Source organism: Shewanella sp. W3-18-1, from assembly GCF_000015185.1.
In the GTDB taxonomy this organism is placed as follows: domain Bacteria; phylum Pseudomonadota; class Gammaproteobacteria; order Enterobacterales; family Shewanellaceae; genus Shewanella; species Shewanella putrefaciens.
The window spans coordinates 4136660-4160460 of record NC_008750.1 but is presented as its reverse complement, the minus strand read 5'-3'; the positions used below and the strand labels follow the sequence as shown (position 1 = coordinate 4160460).

At 43.6% G+C, this 23801-nt stretch carries 21 protein-coding genes; 10 read left to right on the top strand and 11 right to left on the bottom strand.

Annotation, left to right across the window (positions count from 1 at the left end; all coding sequences use genetic code 11):
- Nucleotides 1-77: 77 nt before the first annotated feature.
- Nucleotides 78-680 carry a response regulator transcription factor gene (locus SPUTW3181_RS18850; RefSeq protein ID WP_011790878.1) on the bottom strand — a complete coding sequence of 201 codons (603 nt, stop codon included), beginning with the start codon at nucleotides 678-680 and terminating at the stop codon, nucleotides 78-80.
- A gap of 263 nt (nucleotides 681-943) precedes the next feature.
- On the opposite strand from SPUTW3181_RS18850, the gene SPUTW3181_RS18845 reads away from it, so the two are divergent.
- The gene (locus tag SPUTW3181_RS18845; protein ID WP_011790877.1) at nucleotides 944-2752 is read left to right on the top strand and encodes a PhnD/SsuA/transferrin family substrate-binding protein; all 1809 of its coding nucleotides are present in this window, start codon (nucleotides 944-946) and stop codon (nucleotides 2750-2752) included.
- A gap of 29 nt (nucleotides 2753-2781) precedes the next feature.
- Here SPUTW3181_RS18845 and SPUTW3181_RS18840 read toward each other — a convergent pair whose 3' ends face one another.
- From SPUTW3181_RS18840 to SPUTW3181_RS18825, 4 genes are all read right to left on the bottom strand, one after another.
- A complete protein-coding gene (locus SPUTW3181_RS18840) occupies nucleotides 2782-3939 on the bottom strand; it encodes a putative sulfate/molybdate transporter (RefSeq protein WP_011790876.1) in 1158 nt (385 codons plus the stop codon).
- A gap of 191 nt (nucleotides 3940-4130) precedes the next feature.
- A complete protein-coding gene (locus tag SPUTW3181_RS18835) occupies nucleotides 4131-4925 on the bottom strand; it encodes a substrate-binding periplasmic protein (protein ID WP_011790875.1) in 795 nt (264 codons plus the stop codon).
- 199 nt (nucleotides 4926-5124) lie between these two features.
- Entirely contained in the window at nucleotides 5125-6663 is a 1539-nt protein-coding gene (locus SPUTW3181_RS18830; protein ID WP_011790874.1) for an SEL1-like repeat protein, read from the bottom strand.
- Between the two features lie 116 nt (nucleotides 6664-6779).
- Nucleotides 6780-7616 carry a mechanosensitive ion channel family protein gene (locus SPUTW3181_RS18825; protein ID WP_011790873.1) on the bottom strand — a complete coding sequence of 279 codons (837 nt, stop codon included), beginning with the start codon at nucleotides 7614-7616 and terminating at the stop codon, nucleotides 6780-6782.
- Between the two features lie 169 nt (nucleotides 7617-7785).
- Between SPUTW3181_RS18825 and SPUTW3181_RS18820 the strand changes: the two genes are divergently transcribed.
- Both SPUTW3181_RS18820 and SPUTW3181_RS18815 read left to right on the top strand, forming a co-directional pair.
- Entirely contained in the window at nucleotides 7786-8265 is a 480-nt protein-coding gene (locus tag SPUTW3181_RS18820; RefSeq protein ID WP_011790872.1) for a hypothetical protein, read from the top strand.
- Nucleotides 8266-8608: 343 nt separating this feature from the next.
- A complete protein-coding gene (locus SPUTW3181_RS18815) occupies nucleotides 8609-9784 on the top strand; it encodes a type III PLP-dependent enzyme (RefSeq protein ID WP_011790871.1) in 1176 nt (391 codons plus the stop codon).
- Nucleotides 9785-9846: 62 nt separating this feature from the next.
- On the opposite strand, the gene SPUTW3181_RS18810 is transcribed toward SPUTW3181_RS18815, so the two are convergent.
- On the bottom strand, nucleotides 9847-10059 hold the full coding sequence (locus SPUTW3181_RS18810) for a YdcH family protein (protein ID WP_011790870.1): 213 nt from the start codon (nucleotides 10057-10059) through the stop codon (nucleotides 9847-9849).
- A gap of 535 nt (nucleotides 10060-10594) precedes the next feature.
- Here SPUTW3181_RS18810 and udp point away from each other — a divergent pair.
- Nucleotides 10595-11353 carry a uridine phosphorylase gene (gene udp, locus SPUTW3181_RS18805; protein WP_011790869.1) on the top strand — a complete coding sequence of 253 codons (759 nt, stop codon included), beginning with the start codon at nucleotides 10595-10597 and terminating at the stop codon, nucleotides 11351-11353.
- Nucleotides 11354-11455: 102 nt separating this feature from the next.
- Here the strand turns inward: udp and SPUTW3181_RS18800 are convergent, their stop codons facing one another.
- Nucleotides 11456-12208, bottom strand: a complete 753-nt coding sequence (locus SPUTW3181_RS18800; RefSeq protein ID WP_011790868.1) for an outer membrane protein OmpK — start codon at nucleotides 12206-12208, stop codon at nucleotides 11456-11458.
- A gap of 479 nt (nucleotides 12209-12687) precedes the next feature.
- On the opposite strand from SPUTW3181_RS18800, the gene SPUTW3181_RS18795 reads away from it, so the two are divergent.
- The 3 genes from SPUTW3181_RS18795 to SPUTW3181_RS18785 are packed head-to-tail and all read left to right on the top strand — an operon-like array spanning nucleotide 12688 to nucleotide 15049.
- Complete coding sequence (locus SPUTW3181_RS18795; RefSeq protein WP_011790867.1) at nucleotides 12688-13158, top strand: NfeD family protein; 471 nt, start codon at nucleotides 12688-12690, stop codon at nucleotides 13156-13158.
- An 11-nt stretch (nucleotides 13159-13169) separates the two neighbouring features.
- On the top strand, nucleotides 13170-14105 hold the full coding sequence (locus SPUTW3181_RS18790; RefSeq protein ID WP_011790866.1) for an SPFH domain-containing protein: 936 nt from the start codon (nucleotides 13170-13172) through the stop codon (nucleotides 14103-14105).
- Nucleotides 14105-15049, top strand: coding sequence for an SPFH domain-containing protein (locus tag SPUTW3181_RS18785; RefSeq protein WP_011790865.1), 945 nt, complete (start codon nucleotides 14105-14107; stop codon nucleotides 15047-15049). Before SPUTW3181_RS18790 ends, SPUTW3181_RS18785 begins: the two co-directional genes overlap by 1 nt.
- 190 nt (nucleotides 15050-15239) lie before the next feature.
- On the opposite strand, the gene SPUTW3181_RS18780 is transcribed toward SPUTW3181_RS18785, so the two are convergent.
- The 4 genes from SPUTW3181_RS18780 to priA form a co-directional block, all read right to left on the bottom strand.
- The gene (locus tag SPUTW3181_RS18780; RefSeq protein ID WP_011790864.1) at nucleotides 15240-15464 is read right to left on the bottom strand and encodes a hypothetical protein; all 225 of its coding nucleotides are present in this window, start codon (nucleotides 15462-15464) and stop codon (nucleotides 15240-15242) included.
- 294 nt (nucleotides 15465-15758) lie between these two features.
- Nucleotides 15759-16451, bottom strand: coding sequence for an SPOR domain-containing protein (locus SPUTW3181_RS18775; RefSeq protein WP_011790863.1), 693 nt, complete (start codon nucleotides 16449-16451; stop codon nucleotides 15759-15761).
- Nucleotides 16452-16454: 3 nt separating this feature from the next.
- Nucleotides 16455-18200, bottom strand: a complete 1746-nt coding sequence (gene argS, locus SPUTW3181_RS18770) for an arginine--tRNA ligase (RefSeq protein WP_011790862.1) — start codon at nucleotides 18198-18200, stop codon at nucleotides 16455-16457.
- Nucleotides 18201-18310: 110 nt separating this feature from the next.
- On the bottom strand, nucleotides 18311-20506 hold the full coding sequence (priA, locus tag SPUTW3181_RS18765) for a primosomal protein N' (RefSeq protein WP_011790861.1): 2196 nt from the start codon (nucleotides 20504-20506) through the stop codon (nucleotides 18311-18313).
- Between the two features lie 104 nt (nucleotides 20507-20610).
- Here priA and SPUTW3181_RS18760 point away from each other — a divergent pair, with 104 nt between their 5' ends.
- From SPUTW3181_RS18760 to SPUTW3181_RS18750, 3 genes are all read left to right on the top strand, one after another.
- Nucleotides 20611-21477 carry a FimV/HubP family polar landmark protein gene (locus SPUTW3181_RS18760; RefSeq protein ID WP_014609747.1) on the top strand — a complete coding sequence of 289 codons (867 nt, stop codon included), beginning with the start codon at nucleotides 20611-20613 and terminating at the stop codon, nucleotides 21475-21477.
- Nucleotides 21478-21655: 178 nt separating this feature from the next.
- Nucleotides 21656-21868 (top strand): 50S ribosomal protein L31, encoded by a 213-nt coding sequence (rpmE, locus tag SPUTW3181_RS18755; RefSeq protein ID WP_011790859.1) that lies wholly within the window; start codon nucleotides 21656-21658, stop codon nucleotides 21866-21868.
- A 513-nt stretch (nucleotides 21869-22381) separates the two neighbouring features.
- Nucleotides 22382-23626, top strand: coding sequence for a malic enzyme-like NAD(P)-binding protein (locus tag SPUTW3181_RS18750; protein WP_011790858.1), 1245 nt, complete (start codon nucleotides 22382-22384; stop codon nucleotides 23624-23626).
- Nucleotides 23627-23801 lie beyond the last annotated feature (175 nt).

Genomic DNA, 23801 nt, shown 5'->3' with positions numbered 1-23801 from the left:
ACAGCTTGTCGCAGGTAAGGCATCTTTAAACCGCCAGGGTAAAGTGGTTAGATAAACTTGAGTATCAGCTCACGAAGTTATAGAACAGAATTAAGGCTCCCTAAGTGCTGTACTAGCTCTGCCATATTATTTACTTCAAGTTTTTTCATGATTTTTGCACGGTGAACTTCAATCGTGCGTAGGGATAAAAACATTGCCTCCGAGATTTGCTTGTTAGTCATGCCTTGGATTACATGGGCTAACACTTGCTGTTCGCGTTCGGTGAGTTGGTCAAACTTATGTTGTAAGCTCTGCTTTTCAAAGGTTGCGAGGCTCTCGCACTGAGCCTTTTCAATGGCTTGTACTAATGCTTTGCCCGATACGGGTTTTTGAAAAAAGTCGCAGGCCCCTTTACGAAAAGCACTCAATGCCATAGGTAAATCACCGTGACCTGTGAGAAATATCACGCCTAGTGGACTGTGGGTTTCTATCAGTTTTTGCTGTACTTCTTGGCCCGTAATTTCAGGCATTCTGCTATCTAAAATTACGCAGCCAGCCTCAGATAGTGGGCACTGTTCGAGAAAGTCTCGACCATTATTAAAGGTTTGTACTTGGTAGCCAAATTGCCTGAGCATAAAGCCAAGTGAATCTAAAATGGCGTCATCGTCATCGACAAGATAAAGGGGCAGCTTAGTGAGCATATATATCCTGTGTTATTAGGCAGATTATTAGGGCTTGTTGATTGTTTTGGTGAGTTACAGCGCCAAACATAAAATCTCCATACCTCAACAAGCCCTAACCAGCTTAAGCCGTGAAGGTGTAGTGCTCAAGATTAACCCTGTGTCTTGGGAGGTATATCACTAAATCACAATATTCATTTTACAGTGGGGTGAGAGTTTGGTGGCATTTCACAGCTTAGTGTCTTTTTATCAGTTAAGGTCTTGGTATTACTCAGGCAAAAGAGATGCGCTTAATGTTTAAAGCTATCGGTTATTTATTACTTTTAGGGTTGAGCTATGTGAGTTTGAGCTATGCCGATGAAGCGACCGAAGTGAACTTATTTAAGGTGGGTGTTCTGGCGAACCACGGTGTATTGCAGGCTAAGCAGCGTTGGCAACCTATGATGGATTATCTCAGTGAACAAGTACCTAATAGCCATTTTGAAGTTGTCCCAGTTGATTTTAATGGTATGAGTAGTGGCTTACTTAGCCATGACTTGCAGTTTATTGTGACCAACCCAGGGCAGTATTTACACTTAAGTAATAATTTTCCGCTATCTTGGCTGGCGACGATGAAGAGCCGTAAGCATCAAGGCAGCACTTTCACGATAGGTGCAACTATCATTGTACGTGCTGATAGCCCAATTCGAACCCTACAGGATCTACGGGGTAAAAATGTGGTCGCAACCGATCCGCAGGCCTTAGGGGGGTATCAAGCAGCCATGGGATTGCTGCACAAAATGGGTTTTTTACCAGAGCAGTTTTTTGGGCAAGTGCGTTTTTTAGGTTTCCCGTTAGAACCGCTGATTTATCAGGTGCGTGATGGTAGCGCCGATGCAGCCATAGCCCCCTTTTGTACCTTAGAAGAAATGATTGAGACAGGGCTGATTAATAAAGCTGATTTTCGAGTGATCCACCCGACTAAGCCCGCAGGGTATGACTGTGAGGTAAGTACCCAGTTGTATCCCAGTTGGTCATTTGCTGCGGCAGATACTGTTTCCCCGAGGATTACTATGCAGATCTCCCGCGCTTTATTTGATTTACCTCCTGACCATGTGGCTGCGATTACCGCCGATACGTTGGGCTGGACAGCGCCCGTTAGCCAGTTAAAAGTCATTGAATTATTCAAAGAACTACAACTACAAGGGGCTTCACCACCGCTTTATCAAACCGTTTATAAATGGATGGAAAAAAATAAAGAATGGGGCGGAGTGTTGTTACTGATTTTTATTGTTTCAACTATTTATCACCTTTGGCTTGAATATAAATTTCGCCAGAAGAGTGAGTTTTTAATCAGTACAGAGCGGCAACTAAAGGATAAGGCACTGCAACTAGAGCGGTTACAAAGTGCGGCGATTTTGGGGGAAATTGGCGCAGGCCTTGCCCATGAGCTTAATCAACCTATAGCAGCCATCACCCAATACAGTGAAGGTGCCATGTTACAACTGGAAAGGCTTGGGCAAAATAATCCCGAACTTTATGATGTGCTTGGAAAAATTAATGCTCAATCGATTCGCGCAGGAGCGGTTGTGCATCGTATTCGCGGCTTACTTAAACGGCGCCAAGCTAAGACTGAACCTTTAGATATTACGGTGGTGGTGAAAGAAGCCTTAGCTTTACTGCGGCGAGAGTTAGATAGGGCTAATGTACAAGTGAATGTACGAGTACAGGGCGAGCCATTTGAACTTACGGGTGATAGTGTGGGTTTAAGCCAAATGTGGGTCAATCTAGTGAAAAATAGTCTAGATGCGCTAGAAACCTGTGGTGATACTCGGGTGCGGCAGTTATGGATTGATATCTACTATTTGCCGCATGAAATCAGAGTATTCGTTATTGATAATGGTGAAGGTCTACAGGGGCAGGCGAGTGAGTTGATGGCATCTTTCGCCTCAACCAAGGATGAAGGTTTAGGGTTAGGTTTGGCGATCTGTAAGGATGTGGTTACCCGCCATCACGGGAGTATTCAAATTGAAAACTGCCAAGATTGTACCACCGAAGCAGCATTACCTTGGCAGCAAGGTTGCATTGTCACCGTAGTATTACCACGGGAATAGCGTCGAAGTGACAATGCGAGAAAGCCATATTAGCGCATAGCGATGGCCCAAGTGCGGCGACCTTGTTCGAGAATAATTCCCACGGCCAACCCTGCCGCCGCGTTAATGGCAAGGCAAGTCACGGCGGTAGATAAGATCACAAAGATACAGAAAGGCTTGCCGTCGAGCAGGCGTTTTGACCAGGCTAATTGTAATCCACCGATAGACAGTAAACTGCCGAGAATCGCTACTGGGATCAGCCCAAGTAGCCAAGCCATTTGGTTATCCCAAAACAGGGCAATGATAAGACAAGTGCCGCCAAAAATCAGTGGTGCGAGGTGAGTTCGGGCGCCAAAGTGGTACTGCACCGCGAGTCCTCCCGCGCCATGACACATGGCCGCAGCACCAAAAGGTGCGAGCAATAGATTCGCCAGCCCAGAGCTAATCGCTAAGTTTTTAGGGGTAAGTTTGGCGGCATCTTCAGGGAATTTTTCCCGCGCCATAACCGAGGTTGCAATCACCGCATTGGTTAAGGTGAGCGCCAGTTGCGGTAACACCAGCAAAATCGCGGCCGAGCTCCATTCGTTTAGTGTCGGCCAAGCCAAATGTAAAGATGCACTCACGGCTGGAATGCTCAGGCTGGTGGCCATGTCGGTTTGGCTATTGGCTTGCCAGATCATGCCTGCGGTGATAACGAGTGGCATGGCAAGGTAGCGTAATGGCAAGAATTTACTCACAAATAACAAGATAAATGCGCCTAGCCCGAGGAGCCAAAAGTCGCTCATCATCTTGGCACCCATCCACATCAATTGCAGACCAATCGCCAATTGAATCCCCACACTCACGGCTTGGGATAATTGTTTAGCAAGCCAAGTGATGGCGCCGCTAAAGGCCAAGATTAACAGGATAATGCCCATCAACATGGCACTGGCCTGTAGCATCCCAGGGGTTAAGCCTTGGGCGATCACCAGTGCAGCGATGACTTTCATCGGTTGGACTGGCATAGGGCGGCGGTAAAAAAATGCACTTATTATCGCGAATACGCCAAAGCCTAAAAATATCCCTTGGGGAGAAAACTGGTTAAGGGCGATAAGCCCTAACACTAAAGGTAAAAAAGTACCTAAGTCGGCAAAAGCGCCACTGGTTTCACCGAGTACACGGTTTAATGGTTGAGTCGTAAAATGGGTTGGGGTTTTGCCCGCAGTCATAGAGGTTGCCACAATTGAACATGGCTTGATTAGGCAAAATAAATGCCATAAAAATCAGATGATTTAGACTATAAACAGACTTAAACTACCGTATTGAGCCAGTCAGTAAGACAAATTAGGGCAAAATTAAGATAAAGTTGAGTCTAATTGTCTTTTTGTTTCAATGATGACAGGGTTAATTTGAGTATTGATTAGTGAGTGGCGGTAGGTGATTCAGTGAGATTAAGTGGTGGCTCGACACCATAGGATTCAAATAGACGCGTGATTTCACCCGAGGTACGCATTTGGTCGACGATTTGATGAACCTGCTTTGCATATTTGTGTCGTGGTGACGTTAATGGAATGCTGAAGTAGCGGCCATTTTTACTGATATCGACATATTCCATCTGTTTTAGCATGGGATCATTGGCAAAAATATGCATTTCATGTTGCTCAGAGCTAATTGCTAAATCAATACGGCCCGCTTTGAGCATATTAATTAACTGGCTGTTAGTATTAACAAATGAAACCTTTAGTTGATTCATATTTTCATTGAATTGCGTGCTATAAAATGTCCCTCTTAATGCTCCAATGATATAAGGGGTGAGTTCATTGAACTCCCGAATAGCCGTCGGTTGACTCGCCAGCGCGTAGTAATAGACATATCGTTTGTCGTAGCCAAGTAGCATAGGGTCGAGGAAGGACTCTCGTTCTGTGGTCATTGAATGGGAGGGAATGAGATCAACCTGACCAGCCTCTGCAACTTTGATTGTTCTTGCCCATGGAACATCAGTCCAATGTACTCTGTGTCCTAGGCGGCGGAATACTTCATTTATCACCGCGGCACCGGGGCCTTTACATTCACCTTGTTCAAAATAAATGATGGGGCTCCTATCGCGGCAGTGCGCTTGCCAAACAATTGGCGATACTGCGGCTGCTGCTTTGGGCAAACATAAGGATGAAAAGATAATCATCGTTAACAGCTTAGTTATCACAGTCAACTTCATTTTTTTGCCTATCTGAATGGGCGACTTTACTCTTTATGGTGTTATGGCAAGTCAGACTATGTTCTATTTTTTTAACGATTTAGAAGCATAGCTAGGACCGATATAAAGATTGTAGTGTGAAGGTGGCTTTTGCGCTTGGTTTTATACGAGCGAGATAAATGATGGTTTGGTCAGCTTTATCTAACCAAACCTGAGCGGGTTAATCTTCCGATTCAATAAAGGGGGCAAGTTTGCTTTCTATGGTCTCAATTTGAGTTTCAGCGTAGGCAAGTTCGGATTCTGTTAAACATGATTTTGCGGTGTTTTGATGCAGCTGTTGAACGCTATTCATCCCGTATTTACCAAAATGACGTAGCAATAAACTAGACCAAATAAACATTTGTATGGGTTTATTTAATTGTTCCGCGCCGTAAATATTGACCAGTTCCCGCATAGCAATTTCATTACCTAGCTCTGCCGATTTGATGTACCAAGCTTCTGCCGCTTGTAGAGCCTCTTGAGTGGGTTTTTCACCACTTAAAAATGATTCAGCCTTATAGGAATAAAAATATTGTTGTTGCTCAGCGGGGATTGGATGCTGATGCAAGAAACTGTCACGTAGACGCTCAGCCTCTCTTATCTCTAAGGTGCCTAGTTGCTGACTGAATCTGGCTAATTCTTTTAGGTGATCTGCTCTATTGCTCATGGCCGCGAGCTGGTAATACATTAACGCTTTAATCGGTTGGCGACTCACGCCTAAACCTTGCTCATAAATCTTGCCTAGGCCTAGCAGTGCGTCTTCATTCCACTTAAGTGCGAATTCTTCAAAGTCAATTTTAGCCTGTTGGTAATCACTCTCATTTTGTGGCGCTTTCAGTAAAAGATGAGCAAATTCAATCTTAGCGAAGTCATTACCTCTAGCGACAGATTGGCTTAACCAATGGCGCGCCTTGTCATAGTCGACAGCAAAATCTTCACCGTAGAGGAAACGTTTACCAAGATAATACTGGCGGAAATCATCGTCTGCGGCGCGCTCGCTAAGTAAAGCCTCTGCACGCGCTAAATCTTTAGGTCCACCTTGGCCTGCAGCAAGCATATGCCCTAGATCATCTTTTGCTAATTCATAATCAGCGGCTGCGGATTTCTCAAAGTATTCACGTGCTTTGATATAGTCCGAAGTGACGCGCTCATCATGCCAGTAGAGTGTGGCTAAATGGTAATAGGCTCTTTGGTTTTCTTGTGCGGCGGCTTTTTCGAACCAGTAAATTGCTTGGCTAGCATCGGGATCGAGAAAGGGCTGGCTTAGATACAAGTAAGCAAGCTCATATTGAAACTCGGCTTGCCCCGCTTCGGCATTAGGTTTGAGCTGTTCTACCTGTGCGATTAACTCATCGGGTGTTTGCGACTGCGAAGAGAGCAAATTAGGTAGGGTGAGCATGGGTAAATATTGAGGCTCTATTTCCGCGGCTTTTTTATACCAATCGTTAGATGCCTTGGGATCGGCGGGAACTTGTGGGAATCGACCGGAATAAAGTTCTGCCATAGCAATGGCGGCAACGGCTAAGCCTTTATCGACTGCCTGCTGAATATAATCTAGACCAGCGTTGACTTCGCCTTGGTTAATCAGCGTTAGGCCATGATTGAGTAGCGCCGTAGGTTCACCTGCGGCAAGCGCCTTAGCTTGCGCTTGCTTTTTTTGATATTTAGCAAAAACAATAAACAATACAACAAACGCAATAATTATGAGTATCAACAACATAGTAGTCCGTCACTATCGATATTTGGAGTCACAGTAAACTTGGATTATCACTAAAATGCAAGTTTACTGTTTAACTAAGGTCGACCAATTGAATGATTTAGACCTATGATTTTGGGCTATTTATTTTGTAAGTGAATTTCTTTCATTGGGCAAGCTATCTCAATTCCTGCGTTTTTAAGTGCATGATATAAATCAAGATTGACCTTATATTTATGCTGAAAATAGCTCTGGGTTGGCACCCAGTAACGCACCCCCATTTCAATTCCTACCGCGTTAAAACCGTTTATGCCGATATTAGGTGTCGTTTCCTGATGAACATAAGGGTTATTAGTGAGTTGGCTTGTAATCACTGCGATTGCATGCTCAGGATCTGTGCTGTAACTGAGATTAAACTGGGTTTCGACCAGTTTATTGCTAAAAGAGTTATGTAGGATCTCACCGACGATATGTTTATTCGGGATACTGATTTGCTCACCTTCTTCATTCGTCAGTATCGTCATTCCTAAATTAATACGTTTAACAACACCACTTTCGCCTTTAATTTCAATAGTATTTCCGACTACAAACGGTCTGGTTACGATAATAGTTACGCCTGCAGCGTAGTTGGATAACATGCCCTGCAAAGCTAAGCCTGCACCTAAAGAGGCCGCACCAATAGCTGCCACCATTGGAGTAACACTAATACCGATTTTGCCTAGGGCGATAATCCCCACCATAACAATAATCAGAATCCGAATAAGATTACTGACAAAGTTGCTAAGGGTGATATCAATATTGTGTTTTTCAAACTGTTTGGCGACTAAACGGGAGACTTTACTCGCAACCCATAAACCTAATAAAAAGATCAATAAAGCACCAAGTAACTGAAAGCTATAGGTGACTAAAAACTCAGTGATCAGTTGATAAACGCCCTGTAATTGCTGTAATTCTTGATCCAGTCCTGGTGCTATCATTTTGATATCCTTGTAATAAATTTAATCGTATGAGTATAACCTAAAAAGGTTATTCCATGCTTAGCTGCCATACATTGTGAAGCGTATCATGTAATCGCAGTTGCTTTAATGAGCCAATAGGGGGAGTCGGGTATGCTGTTCATCTATCCAAATATGGAGTTGAGTGTTTATGAAAACGCTGTTGTTATGTGTGTCTTGCCTATTAACCCCAATATGGGCATTTGCTGCTAGTTATGTAACTGGGGATACTATCAATCCTATTTCATTGGTTGATCAGCATGATAAATCAATTGAAGTCACCGATGATACCCGTGTAGTACTCTTTAGCCGCAGTATGAAAGGTGGTGATATTATTAAAGAAACGCTACAACCGTTAAGTGAAACACAGTTTCCCAATCACTTAGTTTATGTCGCTGATATTAGTGGTATGCCTTCTTTAATTGCTAAGTTTGTGGCGGTACCGCAAATGAAGGAATTACCTTTTTCAATCGGTCTAGATAGAGAAGGTGAGATAAGCCAAATGCTGCCAGACACAAAGGATATGGCGACGATGATTTTGCTTGATCACCGCAATATTCTCGATATCGCTTATTTTGATTCCAGTGAAGCATTGAGCCAAGCGCTCACGAAAATAAATGTGACACAGTGATTGGCTTACTGCGTCGCGGTTTTGTCATCTTCAAATAGTCCACTTGAGTAGGCTTGTTAGGGATGGATATTCTCGCTTATCCATCCCTGATTTAAGTACATCGTAAAAAATTCACTTTTTATTCTCCAAATAGGTGCAAATTTCACTTCGGGTTTGCATGCATAAACATCTGTTTTACAAATACTTTTTTGGATGACATATCCCCTTAAAATTAAATGGCATAAAAAGTTAGTTATTCAGCATAAAAATTCGTTGCGTAAAATGGAAAAATATCGTTTACTGCGCACGTTTTTAAGACTCATACCCACTTTTTATGACCTGACCCAAAGGAGACTCTGGCCCAATGAGCCAATTTCAATCTATTGATGTTGCTGATTATTATGATATGGACACATTCAAACGTATTGAAGCGTTTGCCAAAGACAAAGCAACCCCGTTCGTGGTGATCGATACCAGTATCATTGCGAAACAATACGATGACATGGTTAATAGTTTTCCTTATGCCAACGTTTATTATGCAGTCAAGGCAAACCCTGCGGCCGAGATCTTATCTTTATTAAAAGATAAAGGGTCCAACTTTGATATCGCCTCGATCTATGAGTTAGATATGGTCATGAATGTCGGTGTTACTGCCGACCGTGTGAGTTACGGCAATACCATTAAGAAACGCCAAGATGTGCGAGCATTTTATGAGCGTGGCGTGCGTATGTATGCATCTGACTCAGAAGCCGATTTACGCATGATCGCCGAAGAAGCACCAGGTTCTCGCATTTATGTCCGCATTCTAACCGAAGGGACAGACACTGCCGATTGGCCGTTATCCCGTAAATTCGGCTGCCAAAATGAGATGGCCTATGAGCTATTGGTATTGGCGCAGGAACTCGGATTAGAACCCTATGGTATTTCATTCCATGTGGGTTCACAGCAGCGCGATATCGGCGCTTGGGATTCTGCGATTGGCAAAGTGAAAAGCATTTTTGACCGTCTGCGCGATGAGCACAATATCACGCTGAAAATGATCAATATGGGTGGTGGTTTTCCTGCTAACTATATTGATAAAACCAATCAGTTGGGTGTGTATGCCGAGCAGATCACTCACTTCCTGAAGGAAGATTTTGGTGATGATTTACCGCAAATTATTCTGGAGCCGGGCCGTTCATTGATTTCTAATGCGGGCATTTTAGTGTCTGAAGTGGTGCTGATCAGTAAAAAATCCTACACAGCCTTAGAGCGTTGGGTGTTTACCGATGTGGGCAAGTTCTCGGGTTTAATTGAAACCATGGACGAGGCGATTAAGTTTCCAATTTATACCGAGAAAAAGGGTGAGTTGGATAAATGTGTCATTGCTGGGCCAACCTGTGACAGTGCCGATATTATGTATGAGCACTACAGCTATGGCTTACCGAATGACTTAGCCATTGGTGATCGTATGTATTGGTTAACCGCAGGGGCTTATACCACCACTTATTCAGCGGTATGTTTTAATGGTTTTCCACCGCTGAAAGATTATTATTTATAAGCTTTTGAAATAGAATTAAAAAGGGCGCTTAGGCGCCCTTATTGTTAACTTAGCGAACAAGGCTAGTTATGGGATTTAAGGATTTGATAGATCTCTTCTTTTAGATGTAGCTTTCTGCTTTTGAGTTCTTTCACCGCAGGATTGAAATCACTGCCGACACGTTTTTCCAGTTGTTTTATTTCTTCATCTAACTGATTGTGCTCATTGAATTTACGCTGAAAATGGGCATCTTGATTTTTTAGGGTGGAAATGAGCTCTCTGTACTCTGGAAACATTGGCTTTCTCCTTGTCGTTTTACTATATGTCTTGTTCTCTTTAACCCTAACCTTATGTAGCTGGTTGAATTGTGACTTAGATCAATATTCATTTGCCTTTCGGCTCATACTAAAGGGGGATTTATGTTTATCTGCTATCAATCCAGTGGTAAGGGCTTTATTGATATTTTCACGTCCATATCGCCGACATTTCGTTAACTCAGCAAACTTATGTGTAGACTCGTATATAAAGAACGTCAAATCACGGTGAAAATATCCCTAGATGCCTGCACGCTCTAAAATCATAATTGTAGTCTATAGCGCGTAAGTTAGATCTGGTTCACACTTTGTTTTACATAAATCAGACATTCATCCAGAATTGAGGAAGATTTGCTATCTTTGTGATCAGACTGTAAGCGTTTTGGTAATTACATTACGAATAGACAATTACTTCTTGCCGATAATTCTGTGATCAAGTTAACCTTCATCGCTTCGATACTAGGTTAAAGTCGATTTTATAAGAATTTAATTATCAAAAATGAAAGGGGTTTTCACAATGGCTGATGTATTTCATTTAGGTTTGACCAAAGCAATGCTCGATGGTGCAACCTTGGCAATCGTGCCAGGCGATCCAGAGCGTGTAAAACGTATTGCTGAGTTAATGGACAATGCGACTTTTCTTGCAAGCCACCGCGAGTATACAAGCTATTTAGCGTATGCCGATGGTAAGCCTGTTGTTATCTGCTCAACCGGTATCGGTGGTCCGTCGACATCTATCGCCGTTGAGGAATTAGCTCAGCTAGGTGTAAACACCTTCCTGCGTGTAGGAACAACAGGTGCAATTCAACCCCATGTGAATGTGGGTGATGTGATTGTGACCCAAGCATCTGTGCGTTTAGATGGTGCTAGCTTGCATTTTGCGCCTATGGAGTTTCCTGCGGTTGCCAACTTTGAATGTACTACGGCCATGGTTGCCGCATGTCGCGATGCGGGTGTAGAGCCACATATTGGTGTGACGGCATCTTCAGATACCTTCTATCCAGGTCAAGAGCGCTATGACACTGTTACAGGTCGTGTTACGCGCCGTTTTGCTGGTTCAATGAAAGAATGGCAGGAAATGGGCGTACTGAATTATGAAATGGAGTCTGCGACGCTGTTTACTATGTGTGCAACTCAAGGTTGGCGTGCTGCCTGTGTGGCGGGTGTGATTGTAAACCGTACTCAGCAAGAAATTCCTGATGAAGCCACGATGAAGAAAACGGAAGTCAGTGCGGTTTCTATCGTGGTTGCTGCCGCGAAAAAATTGTTAGCCTAGTTTGGATTAAGCTAAGTAACACTCCCCTGCAAAGTGAGTGATTAAAATGAAAAAGGTGCCAATGGCACCTTTTTTATGGCTTAAAAACGGCGCTAATACAGCTTAGAAGTGGTATTGAGCAATCACAGAATAAGTGTCTTGATCTACACCTTTTACGCCGTATTTATTGGTCCACAGATCGTATTCGATACCTACCAACAGTTTATTGGCTTTATGTTCACCGAATAGACTCTTACCTAGGTCGTATTTTAATTGTGGGTTGAAGTGGAAGTTCTCTTCATAACCATCCTTGTCTGTCGCAAACACCCAATCGATAAAGCCATCGAGCACTATGTTGGCTGAACCAACGGGAATATCGATGCGAAATACTGGGGTAAACTGCCAACCATCACTATTGTTGCCCGTGCTCATTGCATCGCGACGGTAAGTATTAAAGTTAAGGTAAGTGAAATAAGGTACGGCGACATCAACGCCTAGACCATAAAGCAGGCTATGAACTGGGCCTTCGCCTTCTTCATAGGTTAAGGCTAAAGATAAATCGGTCACTGGACCAAAAGCGATTTTCTCGCCAAGAATTTTACTCGCACTAAAGCGTGGGGAAATTTCACCATAGGTGGTGCTATCCATGCCCGTGTGGTTGCCTTTGAAATAGATAAAGTCTTGGAAGGCAAACCAATCTCCGTATTTCCAACCGCCTGCAGTTTCTAAGGTAATAGTGGCTTGTTTGTCTGATGGCGCTAAATCGTAGTCTTCGCCATAAAGGGCTGTAGCGCTGAAATCCCACCACTGTACTAAGTCACCCGCAAATGCTTGAGGAGAAAGCATTAATGCTAGACATAGGCATGTTTTTTTCATTGTTATTTCCTGTTGTAGAGGTAGAGGCTAAATAGTGTTGTACTCAATCCTCGCTCTGACGTCGGCACAGTTTGATGGGTAAGGTCAAACACTGCGGTTGCTGCGGGTCAAAGGTCTAGATAAAAAGTGCGGGCAATATATGCAAAAATTCACATTTATTCAAAGTTTTTATCGAATGTTGTTGTCAAAATCACATAATCAAAATCAGTAATTAAAATGGTTTAATTAGTTGATTTTTAGTGTTTTTATGTTTTAAGTGACATCCGTTTACTTAAATGGTAGCTATCTTTTTGAATTGATTGTGCTTAATTTTAAAACAACTAAAGAAGTGATTTGATAAATTTCATCGCGGTATTTTTTGACAGTGTGATATCTATAGCGGCTCATATTTAACGTAAATTTTGACATATTATGTCGCACATTGATGTGTCTACTGCTATAGTGCTGCAACGGGCACTCTCATTTTAGGGGGGGGGGATATGGAGCTTTCAAATCCAATTTTAATGTGGTCAGTTATTGGTATTATCTTGATGTTAGCCGAACTCATTGTTCCGGGTGGTATAGTGATATTGTTGGGAGCTGCCTGTTTGGTTGTTGCTGGCGCATTGGGTATCGGGTTAGTGGAAGGCATAGTGCAGAGTATGACATTGTGGTTTATTTCCGCGATTGTTCTGTTGTTGAGCTTTCGGCAGTTAACCCAAAGACTGGTAGGGGGCGATTCACATGTCGATAATACCGATGAAGAACTCGACATCTACAATCAAATTGCTCGTGTAAAACAAACTATCGGTCCCGGACAAACAACGGGGCGGGTTGAGTTTCAAGGGAGCGAATGGCCTGCTCTTGGCGATGGCAGTATTATTGCCGTGGGTTGTGAAGTTCGAATTATCTGCCGAGAAAACATTGCCCTAGTGGTTGAGCCTGTTACTCAGGCAACGTCTCAAAACTAAAGGATGAGTCTATGTTTCTGTTTACCTTAATTATTTTATTTGTTTTATTTATTCTCTACAAACTAATGCTAATAGTGCCAATGCGTGAAGTTCACGTTATTGAGCGATTAGGGAAGTTTCGTACCGTATTGCAGCCGGGTTTTCATTTTCTAATCCCGTTTTTTGACCGTGTCGCCTATCGTCACGATACCCGTGAGCAAGTACTTGATGTGCCACCACAAAGTTGTATTTCTAAGGATAATACTCAGCTTGAGGTGGATGGTCTTGTTTATCTTAAGGTAATGGATGGAAAACTGGCGAGTTATGGTATTGAAAACTACCGTAAAGCAGCGGTAAACCTCGCTCAGACAACGATGCGTTCTGAAATTGGTAAGTTAACCTTAAGTGAAACCTTTTCTGAGCGTGATAGTTTGAATGAATCCATAGTACGCGAGATTGATAAGGCTTCTGAGCCTTGGGGGATCAAAGTATTACGTTATGAAATTCGTAATATTACCCCATCACGCCATGTGATCCATACCTTAGAAAAGCAAATGGAAGCCGAGCGTCGCAAACGCGCTGAAATCACCTTAGCCAATGCGGAAAAAGCGGCAATGATCAATATGTCTGAAGGTGAGCGTCAAGAGGCCATTAACCTTTCTGAAGGGCAAAAACAGAAACGGATTAATGAAGCCAAAGGTACGGGACAGGAGATTGCTATCATTGCTAAGGCGAAATCAGAGGGGATGGCAATGATCTCTCAAGCATTAGCGGTTAATGGTGGTACTGATGCGATGAATATGTTGTTAAAAGAGCAGTTTATCGCTCAAGTTGGCAAGATACTTAATGATGCACAAGTATCGGTAGTTCCCGCCGAAATGGCGAAGCTCGAAGGTTTCTTCGAGGGCATGGAGCAGGTCACTCACACTATGAGTGGTCAAAATACAGTAAGTAAAGGAGCGCGTTAATGAATATCCCATTCGATACTGATCTTGCTGTGATGGCCATTTGGGGTCTTATTTTTGCCATTTTTGTTATTAAACTTTTCCAATCGATTCGCTTAGTACCAACTAAGTCAGCCTACATTGTTGAGCGTTTGGGTAAGTACCACTCCACCCTAGATGCGGGATTTCATACCTTGATCCCCTTTGTGGATAAAGTGGCTTATATCCATGACTTAAAAGAAGAAACGATTGATGTTCCACCACAGGAATGCTTCTCTAGCGATGAGGTGAACGTCGAAGTTGATGGTGTAATTTATATTTCTGTGACTGACCCTGTTAAGGCGAGTTATGGCATTACTGACTATCGTTATGCAGCTATCCAATTAGCGCAAACAACAACTCGTTCAGTGATTGGCACCTTAGATTTAGATCGTACGTTCGAAGAGCGTGATGTGATTTCGGCTAAGGTCGTCGAAGTGCTTGATCAAGCTGGCGCTATATGGGGTATCCGTGTACACCGCTATGAGATAAAAAATATCACGCCACCAGAAACTGTTAAAAATGCAATGGAAATGCAAGTGAATGCTGAACGTGAGCGTAGAGCATTACTTGCTAAGAGTGAAGGCGACAAGCAGAGTAAGATTAACCGCTCTGAAGGGGTTAAGGCTGAAACGGTTAACCGCTCAGAAGGGGAAATGCAGCGTCGTATTAACGAGGCCGAAGGTAAGGCTGAGGAGATATTAACCTTATCTCGCGCAACGGCAGAGTCAATTGAACGGCTTGCCTCGGTGATTTCTGCCCCCGGTGGTCATAACGCGCTGAGGATGCAACTCGGTGAACAGTATATGAAACAGCTTGATGGCCTGAGCCAAAAAAATACTCGTGTGGTATTGCCAGGCAATATGGTGGATTTTGATTACTGGATGAATAGCATAGGATTAAAAGAAGCAGGCTTAAAGGATAAATAATCCCTGCCGTGTTGATTTATAAGCCTATACCTAAGGCCAAATACACAGTATTTGGCCTTATTTTTGAGCATTATCATGGGGGTGTTAGCTAAAATTGTAGGTTTTATGACTGTTCGATTTAAGCCGAGCTATTGCATGAGTCGTTAGCTTGCCAATATTTGCTTAATACCGCTATCGAGATCTCATATTCTTAGTATGCTAAACGCTCAGAAATTTGAGAGTGTGAGTGAGTTTCAATGAGCTGAGCAATTGCGTTTTGCTCAAGTTGGGGTAATGCAGAGATTTCATCGTAAATTTTATCTTGGACATCTAAAGGCATGTTTACATGCTCCATAAACATTCTAATGCCTAACGTGTCACCATCCTTAAACAGTTGACTAAATTCATTGGCTTCAATCTCTATCAATGCGTTCATATTACTTCACCTTTAGGTTGGTTATTCATACGGAAATAACTTTTTGCCGTTGATTAAGGGATACGCCTAACTTTGATCTAGGTCAAATTAACTGTGTATTAACCTTTGTTAATAAACTGATTTTCAGTTTATAAATAGAGGGTTATACAAAAAGAGGTGTTAGTGGATAAATGATAAAAACGTATATTTAAGGGCGGAGACTTGGTTGTGTGGTGAATTTTAATCAATAAGGTGCAGGGATAAAAATAGCGGTGAGTTCTAAAAACTGACCGCTAATTTGTGGTTACGACTGGGTTATTTAGGAACGGCTAAAATCTGGCAACCGTTAATGCCTGCATTTTGCAACACATGGCGTTTACGTTCTGCATCACGTTTGGTGGTATATGGTCCTAAGGATACCTTATACCAAGTGCCAGTTGTCCCTTCAATTTGCCTTACCTGCGCCTCCAACCCTTGAAAAGCGATGACGGCTTTCATTTGATTGGCTTGGGACTCCTGACGGAATGACGCACACTGTAATTGATATTGTTGCGGTGCTCGTGTGCTAACAACGTCAGGAATATCAACCTCAACATGCTTGTTTTCTAACTCGTTAAGATAGGTCCACTCTTCCTTAGGTTTTGGTGGCAGCGCATTAGGATCGACTTTAGGTGTTACCTCTTGTTTTTCTACCGGAAGAGTCACAGCTTGACGTTCTTCCTGCACTTGCGCTTCTTTCACTTTTGGGGTCAGTGTTGAAGCTTCTTTGACCTTAACGCGATTCTCGGTTTTAGGCGTTGGGGCTGGAGTTTGCTGTTTTGCTGTATCTTTGATACTCCACAGAAAATAGCTAAAACACCCCACGGCAAGGATGACAAACAGGATCAGTGCGACAGGGTACTTCTTACGCGGTGCAGACTTTTGAACTGGCCGAGCTCTGGTTGCGCGGATCGGGCGCGGTTTAGCGCCCGATTGCGGTCTTCTGTTGGCATAGTCGCGATGGCTCATAGCTTACATCCGTTCTAGGGTTTCGATACCTAGCAGATTGAGTCCCTTTTGTAGGGTGCGAGCAGTCAACTGTGACAACAGTAACCGGCTATTTTTTTGCTCATCGTTATCGGCGGCAAGTACAGGGCAAGCCTCATAGAAACTAGAGAAAGCGCCTGCTAACTCATATAGGTAGGCACACAATACGTGCGGCTGGCCTTTATCGACAACACGATTAAGGATTTCGCCAAACTGAGCCAATTTGTTACCGAGATCTTTCTCTTTTTCATGCTCAAGCACGATTTTAGCTTGGCTGAGATCCAGACCAGTGACTCGCTTGAATATGCCCGCAACACGGGTATAAGCGTATAACAGGTAAGGTGCAGTATTGCCTTCGAAGCTGAGCATTTGTTCAAAGCTGAAGATGTAATCACTGGTGCGGTTTTTCGATAAGTCGGCGTATTTAACTGCGCTTATTCCTACAACACGGGCGATTTCTGCCAGCGTTTCCTCATCCATATCAGGATTTTTGCTGCGAACGAGTTCTAGCGCGCGCACATTGGCTTCTTCTAACAGGTCAACTAACTTCACAACGCCGCCGCTACGGGTTTTAAATGGACGGCCATCTTCGCCGTTCATAGTGCCAAAACCTAAGTGTTCCAATGACATATCTTCACGAACAAACTTAGCTAGCTTGGCGAGGCTAAAAACTTGTTGGAAATGCAGCGCCTGACGTAGGTCAACAAAATACAGTACGCGATCGGCTTTTAACACGTTAGAGCGGTAGCGCATTGCCGCGAGATCTGAGGTGGCATACAAATAGCCCCCATCGGCTTTTTGGATGATCACAGGCAGTGGCTCACCTTCTTTATTGCGGAAGGCTTCTTGGAATACCACTTTGGCGCCGTTGCTTTCTGTTAATAAACCTTGGGCATCTAAATCTTTCACCACTTGTTCGAGGTCGGCGTTATAGGCACTTTCTCCGTGCACATCGGCGCGGGTTAGGCTCACACCTAAACGGGCGTAGACTTCATGGCAGTGGCTTAACGAAATATCGTTAAATTCGCGCCACAGTTTGTTGCAATACTCGTCGCCCGATTGCAACTCAACCACTAACTGACGAGCGCGGGTGGCAAATTCTGCTGATTCATCGAAACGCAGTTTAGCGGCACGGTAGAAGGTTTCAAGATCAGACAGTTCAAGATGAGCTTGCTCACCATTTTTGGCGCGCAGCTCTTCCATATAGGCCAGCAACATACCAAATTGTGTACCCCAATCGCCCACATGGTTTTGGCGAATCACCTTGTGGCCCAGAAATTCCAGCGCACGCACAACACTGTCACCAATGATGGTTGAACGTAGATGACCTACGTGCATTTCTTTGGCGAGGTTGGGGGAAGAGTAATCGACCACTACAGTTTGCGGTGTCGGTAACTTAATACCTAAATGTTCATCGTTAACCGCATTTTGCAGTTGATCCGCTAGGGCACTGTCGTTGATGAAAAAGTTGATAAAGCCTGGACCTGCGATTTCAACCTTAGCCACAAATGCCGAAGCGGGTAGAGTATCTATGATCAACTGGGCTAATTCACGTGGATTCTTGCCAGCGACCTTGGTCAGCATCATGGCTAAGTTGGTTGCCAAGTCGCCATGACTCTTATCCTTGGTTCGATCTACTTGAATGCGTGCTTCAAAATCAGCAGGCAAAATACCTTGTTGTTTAAAGGATTCGATTGTTTGTTCAAGTAATGATTGGATATGTGATTTCATGGATTAATTAGCACTAACTTTAAGAGTGAATACAGGGAATAACCGCATATTTTAGCCGCTTGTGGTTAACAATTGCTATCTTCCCGATGATTTTTTATCAAATAATCGATTTATAACAGATCCTGTGGATCCCTATCCAAACTCCAGCGGCAACGCTTTGCTTCGGGGAGTAACTCCACAAGCGGATGAATACGTTCAAACTCTTGCTGCAGGCGATTGCGATTCTTGGCCTGAAACATTAACTGGCGGCGGAACTTACCTGCTTTTCTATCCAGTGGCGCAGGCATTGGGCCTATTACCTCAAACTCTTTATCTTGAGGTAAAAGTGCTGCAAAGGCATTGAGAAAACTGTCGGCATCCAAGGCAGAATGCGCTTCGGCGCGTACGAGTACCATATGCCATGCTGGTGGCAGTAGTGCCTGTTGGCGTTCTTTTAACTGGCTACGGGCAAACTCGCCATAACCGCGGTGCAGCAAATCCCGCAAGATGGGGTTATCACTCTGGTGTGTTTGTAGTAGCACTGTGCCGGGTTTACTGGCGCGGCCCGCACGCCCTGCGACTTGAGTATAGAGTTGCCCAAAACGCTCAGGCGCGCGGAAGTCGGCGCTAAATAGGGCCCCATCGACATCCAATAGCCCAACAAGGGTTACATCGGGGAAATGGTGTCCTTTTGCTAACATTTGAGTGCCGACTAAGATTTTATATTCACCCTTATGAATCGCACTTAAATGGCTTTCGAGGGAGCCTTTAAGACGCGTCGTATCTCGGTCGATGCGCACCACAGGATATTTCGGAAACTCCTGCTGTAATGCTTCGGCAAGTTGCTCTGTGCCTATGCCTTGACCCATCAGCATAGTGCTGCCGCATTTGTGACATTGTTTGGGAATGGCATATTGGTTACCACAATGGTGGCAGCAAATTTCACCAAGGGATTGATGCACAGTAAAAAATGCATCGCAGCGGTCGCACTCATGTAAGTGCCCACACTCGTGGCATAGCAGGGCTGGCGCAAAACCACGGCGGTTTAAAAACAGTAATACTTGGTTTCCTGCATCTAGATGCAGCCTAATTTCATTTAATAGTGGTGCCGACATCCCTGCCTTTAGGGGCAGATTTTTAATATCAATAATACCTTGTCTTACTTTTTTGGCGGCACCTGCGCGCTCACCAAGTTGTAAATGCACATAGCGACCACTCAAGGCATTTTGCAGACTTTCGAGTGACGGTGTGGCAGAGCCTAAAATGACGGGAATTGATTCTAAATGGCCACGCATAACCGCTAAATCACGAGCATGATAGCCCACACCTTCTTGCTGCTTGAAACTGCTGTCGTGTTCTTCATCGAGAATAATAATCCCAGGATAGGCCATAGGTGTGAACAACGCTGAACGTGTGCCAATAATGATCGCCGCCTGTCCACAGCGTGCTTGACGCCATGCTTCGAGGCGTTGGTTATCGGTTAACCCTGAATGTAAAACCGCGACATTGACCTTAAAACGACGTTTAAATCGGTTGATGGTTTGTGGCGTTAGGCCAATCTCTGGCACTAAGATCAGTGCCTGCTTTCCTTGTTTTAGAATTTCTTCGAGTACGGCCAAATAGACTTCGGTTTTACCCGAACCGGTAATACCTTCTAATAAGGTGCAATGATAACCTTGTTGCTGATTTAAAATAGTCACGGCAATAGCTTGTTCTTTATTGAGTCTATGCGGTGTTTCATCCAGAACTAATTGGGTACGCCAATCAAGGTTAAGTTCGGCTATTTTTTCGTGACGAGCAACCCAACCTTTATCTTCCAAGGCTTTTAAGGCGGTTTTACTTATCGCGAAAGTAATCACTTCTTCTTGAGTTAGGCTAGTCTTTTTGAGTAACTCGAGCAGTTTTTTCTGAGCAGGAGCGCGTTTAACGATCTCGGGAGCAATATTTTGCCCTAGTTCAGTTAATTGCCAATATTGGATTTTTTGTGGTGCGGCATCGAGTCCCTTACGTAATGCGACAGGAAGGGCTTGAGTTAGCATTTGCCCTTGGCTGCAAAAGTAATATCTTGCTGCCCATAAAGTTAATTTATAAAGGGATTCGGGCAATAGTGGCGTGTCGTCAATAAAATCAATAACCGCTTTTATTTGCTTTGGCTCTAGGCTACAAGTGTCAGTCACCGCGGTGACTAAACCTATGAGTTGTTGGCGGCCGAAAGGCACTTTAACGCGAACCCCAATTTGTGGTGTTTGCGGGTAGGTTTCGGGAACGCGGTAACTAAAGTTTTGCCGCATAGGTACAGGTAACGCAACTTCGACAAACAGTGACATATGCTAGGCAAGTCTTAAATGGGAATGGGGTTTAGTGTACTCAGCACGGCTAGCAAGGGCTAGTCCTAATGATGGTTTATCTAAGGATAGTGGAGAGTAAATTGATGGCTAATATCGTGAAATCATTAGGTCTATTCATCTTAGTTTGCAGTGCATCTTCGATGGCTCAAGTATCCCATGTGAGTATCAATAACATGATGTTTGAGTTGGGGACTTATCCGAAGATGCGCCTCAATGTGATTACTGATAATCAGGATATTACACGGCTTGAATTTGTGCTGCGCCAATCAAGTGGTGAAGAGAAGTTGATGGCGCAGGAGCTCAATCGCTTTCTAGTGTTACTCACTGGGGTTGAAGACGTCAAAGATCCCAAGGCGCAGTTAGTGGTGAGGGAATATCGTGTTGATCGTTGGTATGAGGTAAAAAAGATCCCACTTTTTGTGGAGCCTTCTGCCGTTGCGAGTCACACCACTTCAGTGGATTCAACAAAAATATCTCAAGGTGTTAAATCTGCAGAGCTTAGTTCCGAAGTGAGGCTAAACAAAGTGGATATTGTGGCAACAGAAGCTAAGTCCTTACCAGCGGTGTCATCAAGTAATTTAACCCCTATAACGAAAAGTATGGGTTCTGAATCTATCGTTACAACGGGTTTTATATTTTCTAAAGATGAGCCTGATCAAGAGACTGGTAACGCACCCAAGATGATGCCAACTAAGGAATGTTTGCTCAATTATGACTCAAGCGAAACCCTCTGGCGGGTTGCAAATCGTTATGCGAACGAATGGAATGTAAGTGTTTATGGCGCCATGCTTGCTATATATGATGCCAATCCCAAGGCGTTTGCTAAAAATAAAATCAGCGCGTTAAGAGGCGATGCCGCCCTTTACTGCCCATCAACAGATCTGTTGGCACAGTACCCAGATGCAAAAGAGGCCAAGGCCATCTTTGAGGCAAAGCAAGCGGGTAAATAAGAGCGAGATTCAACGGTATTATCATGCAGAGTTATCTGTGAAATGCTCAGATAATCTACTTGTATCCGCAGTGACGATACTGTACCATTCTGCGCCCTAACATATCGTTATTAACTGCATGTGGTGTCCGACTAAGGGTTGGAAGAGCGACATGGCCTTACATTTTGAGGTAACCCCAATGAAACAAGGTATCCACCCAGAATACGCAGTTATTACTGCAAACTGTACTTGTGGCAACGTAATCAAAGTAAACTCTACTGCTGGTAAAGACCTGCACTTAGACGTTTGTGGTGCATGTCACCCATTCTACACAGGTACACAAAAAGTTGTTGATACAGGCGGTCGTATCGACAAATTCAACAAGCGCTTTGCTGTGCTTGCTAAGAAATAATTGCGACGGCAATGTTTCTAGAAAGGGCGCCTCGGCGCCTTTTTGCTTTTCAATTTTTGATATTTATGACTCTTCACAGTAATAGCCGCTGGTATGACTTCAATTAAAAAATCATCAATACTGTGGAAGCTGACGCTTTAACACGGTAAAACGACTTATTCATTGCAATTAACGATAAGATAAGTGGAGTTCACTATCTTTATTGTAATTTAGCCAAAATTTATTGTGAGTTATGGTTGTGAGCCGCATTATTTCAGTAAAATTTAAGTTTGTTTCCTACAAAAAGTAAATAGGTAATCAGGTCTTATCCGTACAGATAAGTTTATAAAACTGGGCTTAGATGTCAGATTGATGCGCAAAGGCGAAATTTCTCAATCTCTTATTTAAAAATTACTGTGATTGGCGTATCTTACCCCTCACCTACAAAGTCGACAGATGTCTCAAAAATGAACTCATCTGCGCTGACTAGGCCTTACCCATACTATTATAAATGTCGCATTTCAGGATGTTAAAATGTCAGATATTCGTCAACAAGCACTCGATTATCATGAATTTCCCGTTCCAGGTAAAACCGCCGTTTGTCTTACTAAACCCGCCGAAACGAGCCACGATCTCGCCCTAGCATATAGCCCTGGTGTCGCAGAGCCTGTACGTGAAATTGCCGCTAATCCTGACAATGCATATCGTTACACCAATAAAGGCAACACAGTTGCAGTGATCACCAATGGCACGGCAATTCTTGGTCTTGGCAACTTAGGTCCGCTAGCATCAAAGCCTGTAATGGAAGGTAAAGCTTTACTATTCAAGCATTTTGCCAATATCGACTCGACAGATATTGAAATTACTCACAATACTCCTGAGGAATTTATCAACACTGTTGCCGCGATTGCAGATACGTTTGGCGGCATTAACCTCGAAGATATTAAAGCGCCCGAATGCTTTGTCATTGAACGCGAGTTAATTGCCCGTTGTAAAGTGCCCGTATTCCATGATGATCAGCATGGTACGGCCATTGTGACTGCTGCCGGTATGATCAATGCGTTGGAAATTCAAGGCAAGTTGATAAGTGACGCGACTTTTGTGTGTATGGGTGCAGGTGCTGCTGCTATTGCTTGTATGACGATGTTAGTCAAGTGTGGTGCTAATCGCGCCAACATTTATATGTTAGACACTAAAGGCGTTATCCATTCTGGTCGTACCGATCTTAATGAATATAAAGCATTATTTGCCAATGATACCGATAAACGCACTTTACAAGATGTAATTAAAGGTGCCGATGTCTTTTTGGGCTTATCTGGTCCAGATGTGATTGGCGCAGAAGAAGTTGCCATGATGGCTGACAAGCCGGTTATTTTTGCTTGCTCAAATCCAGATCCTGAAATTAAGCCTGCACTTGCCCATGCCATTCGCAATGATTTGATTATGGGCACAGGTCGCAGCGATTATCCAAATCAGGTGAATAACGTACTGTGTTTTCCATTTATTTTCCGTGGTGCTTTAGATGTGCGAGCGTCTTGCATCAATGATGAAATGAAAATCGCCGCCGTACATGCTATCGCTGAGTTAGCCAAAGAACCCGTGCCTGAGAGTGTACTTAAGGCCTATCCTAAGGTGAGTTCATTAAGTTTTGGCCCTGAGTATGTATTACCAAAACCTATGGATCCACGTTTATTGCCTCAGGTGGCACGTGCCGTTGCACAGGCCGCAATTGAGTCGGGAGTGGCTGCAATCACTACGCTTCCCAAGTATGCTGATTAAGTAAAAAGTGGTAAATCATCTAAAAAGAGGCTCATTAGCCTCTTTTTTAGTTTTTAGCTGTAGGTAAATACGCCTATCCTTAGTTGCCTTTTGGCTTATGCTACTGAATAATCAGGGGGCAGCATTTGTTGAGCTAATGTTAAATACGCACCGATAATTATAATAATTCTGCAGG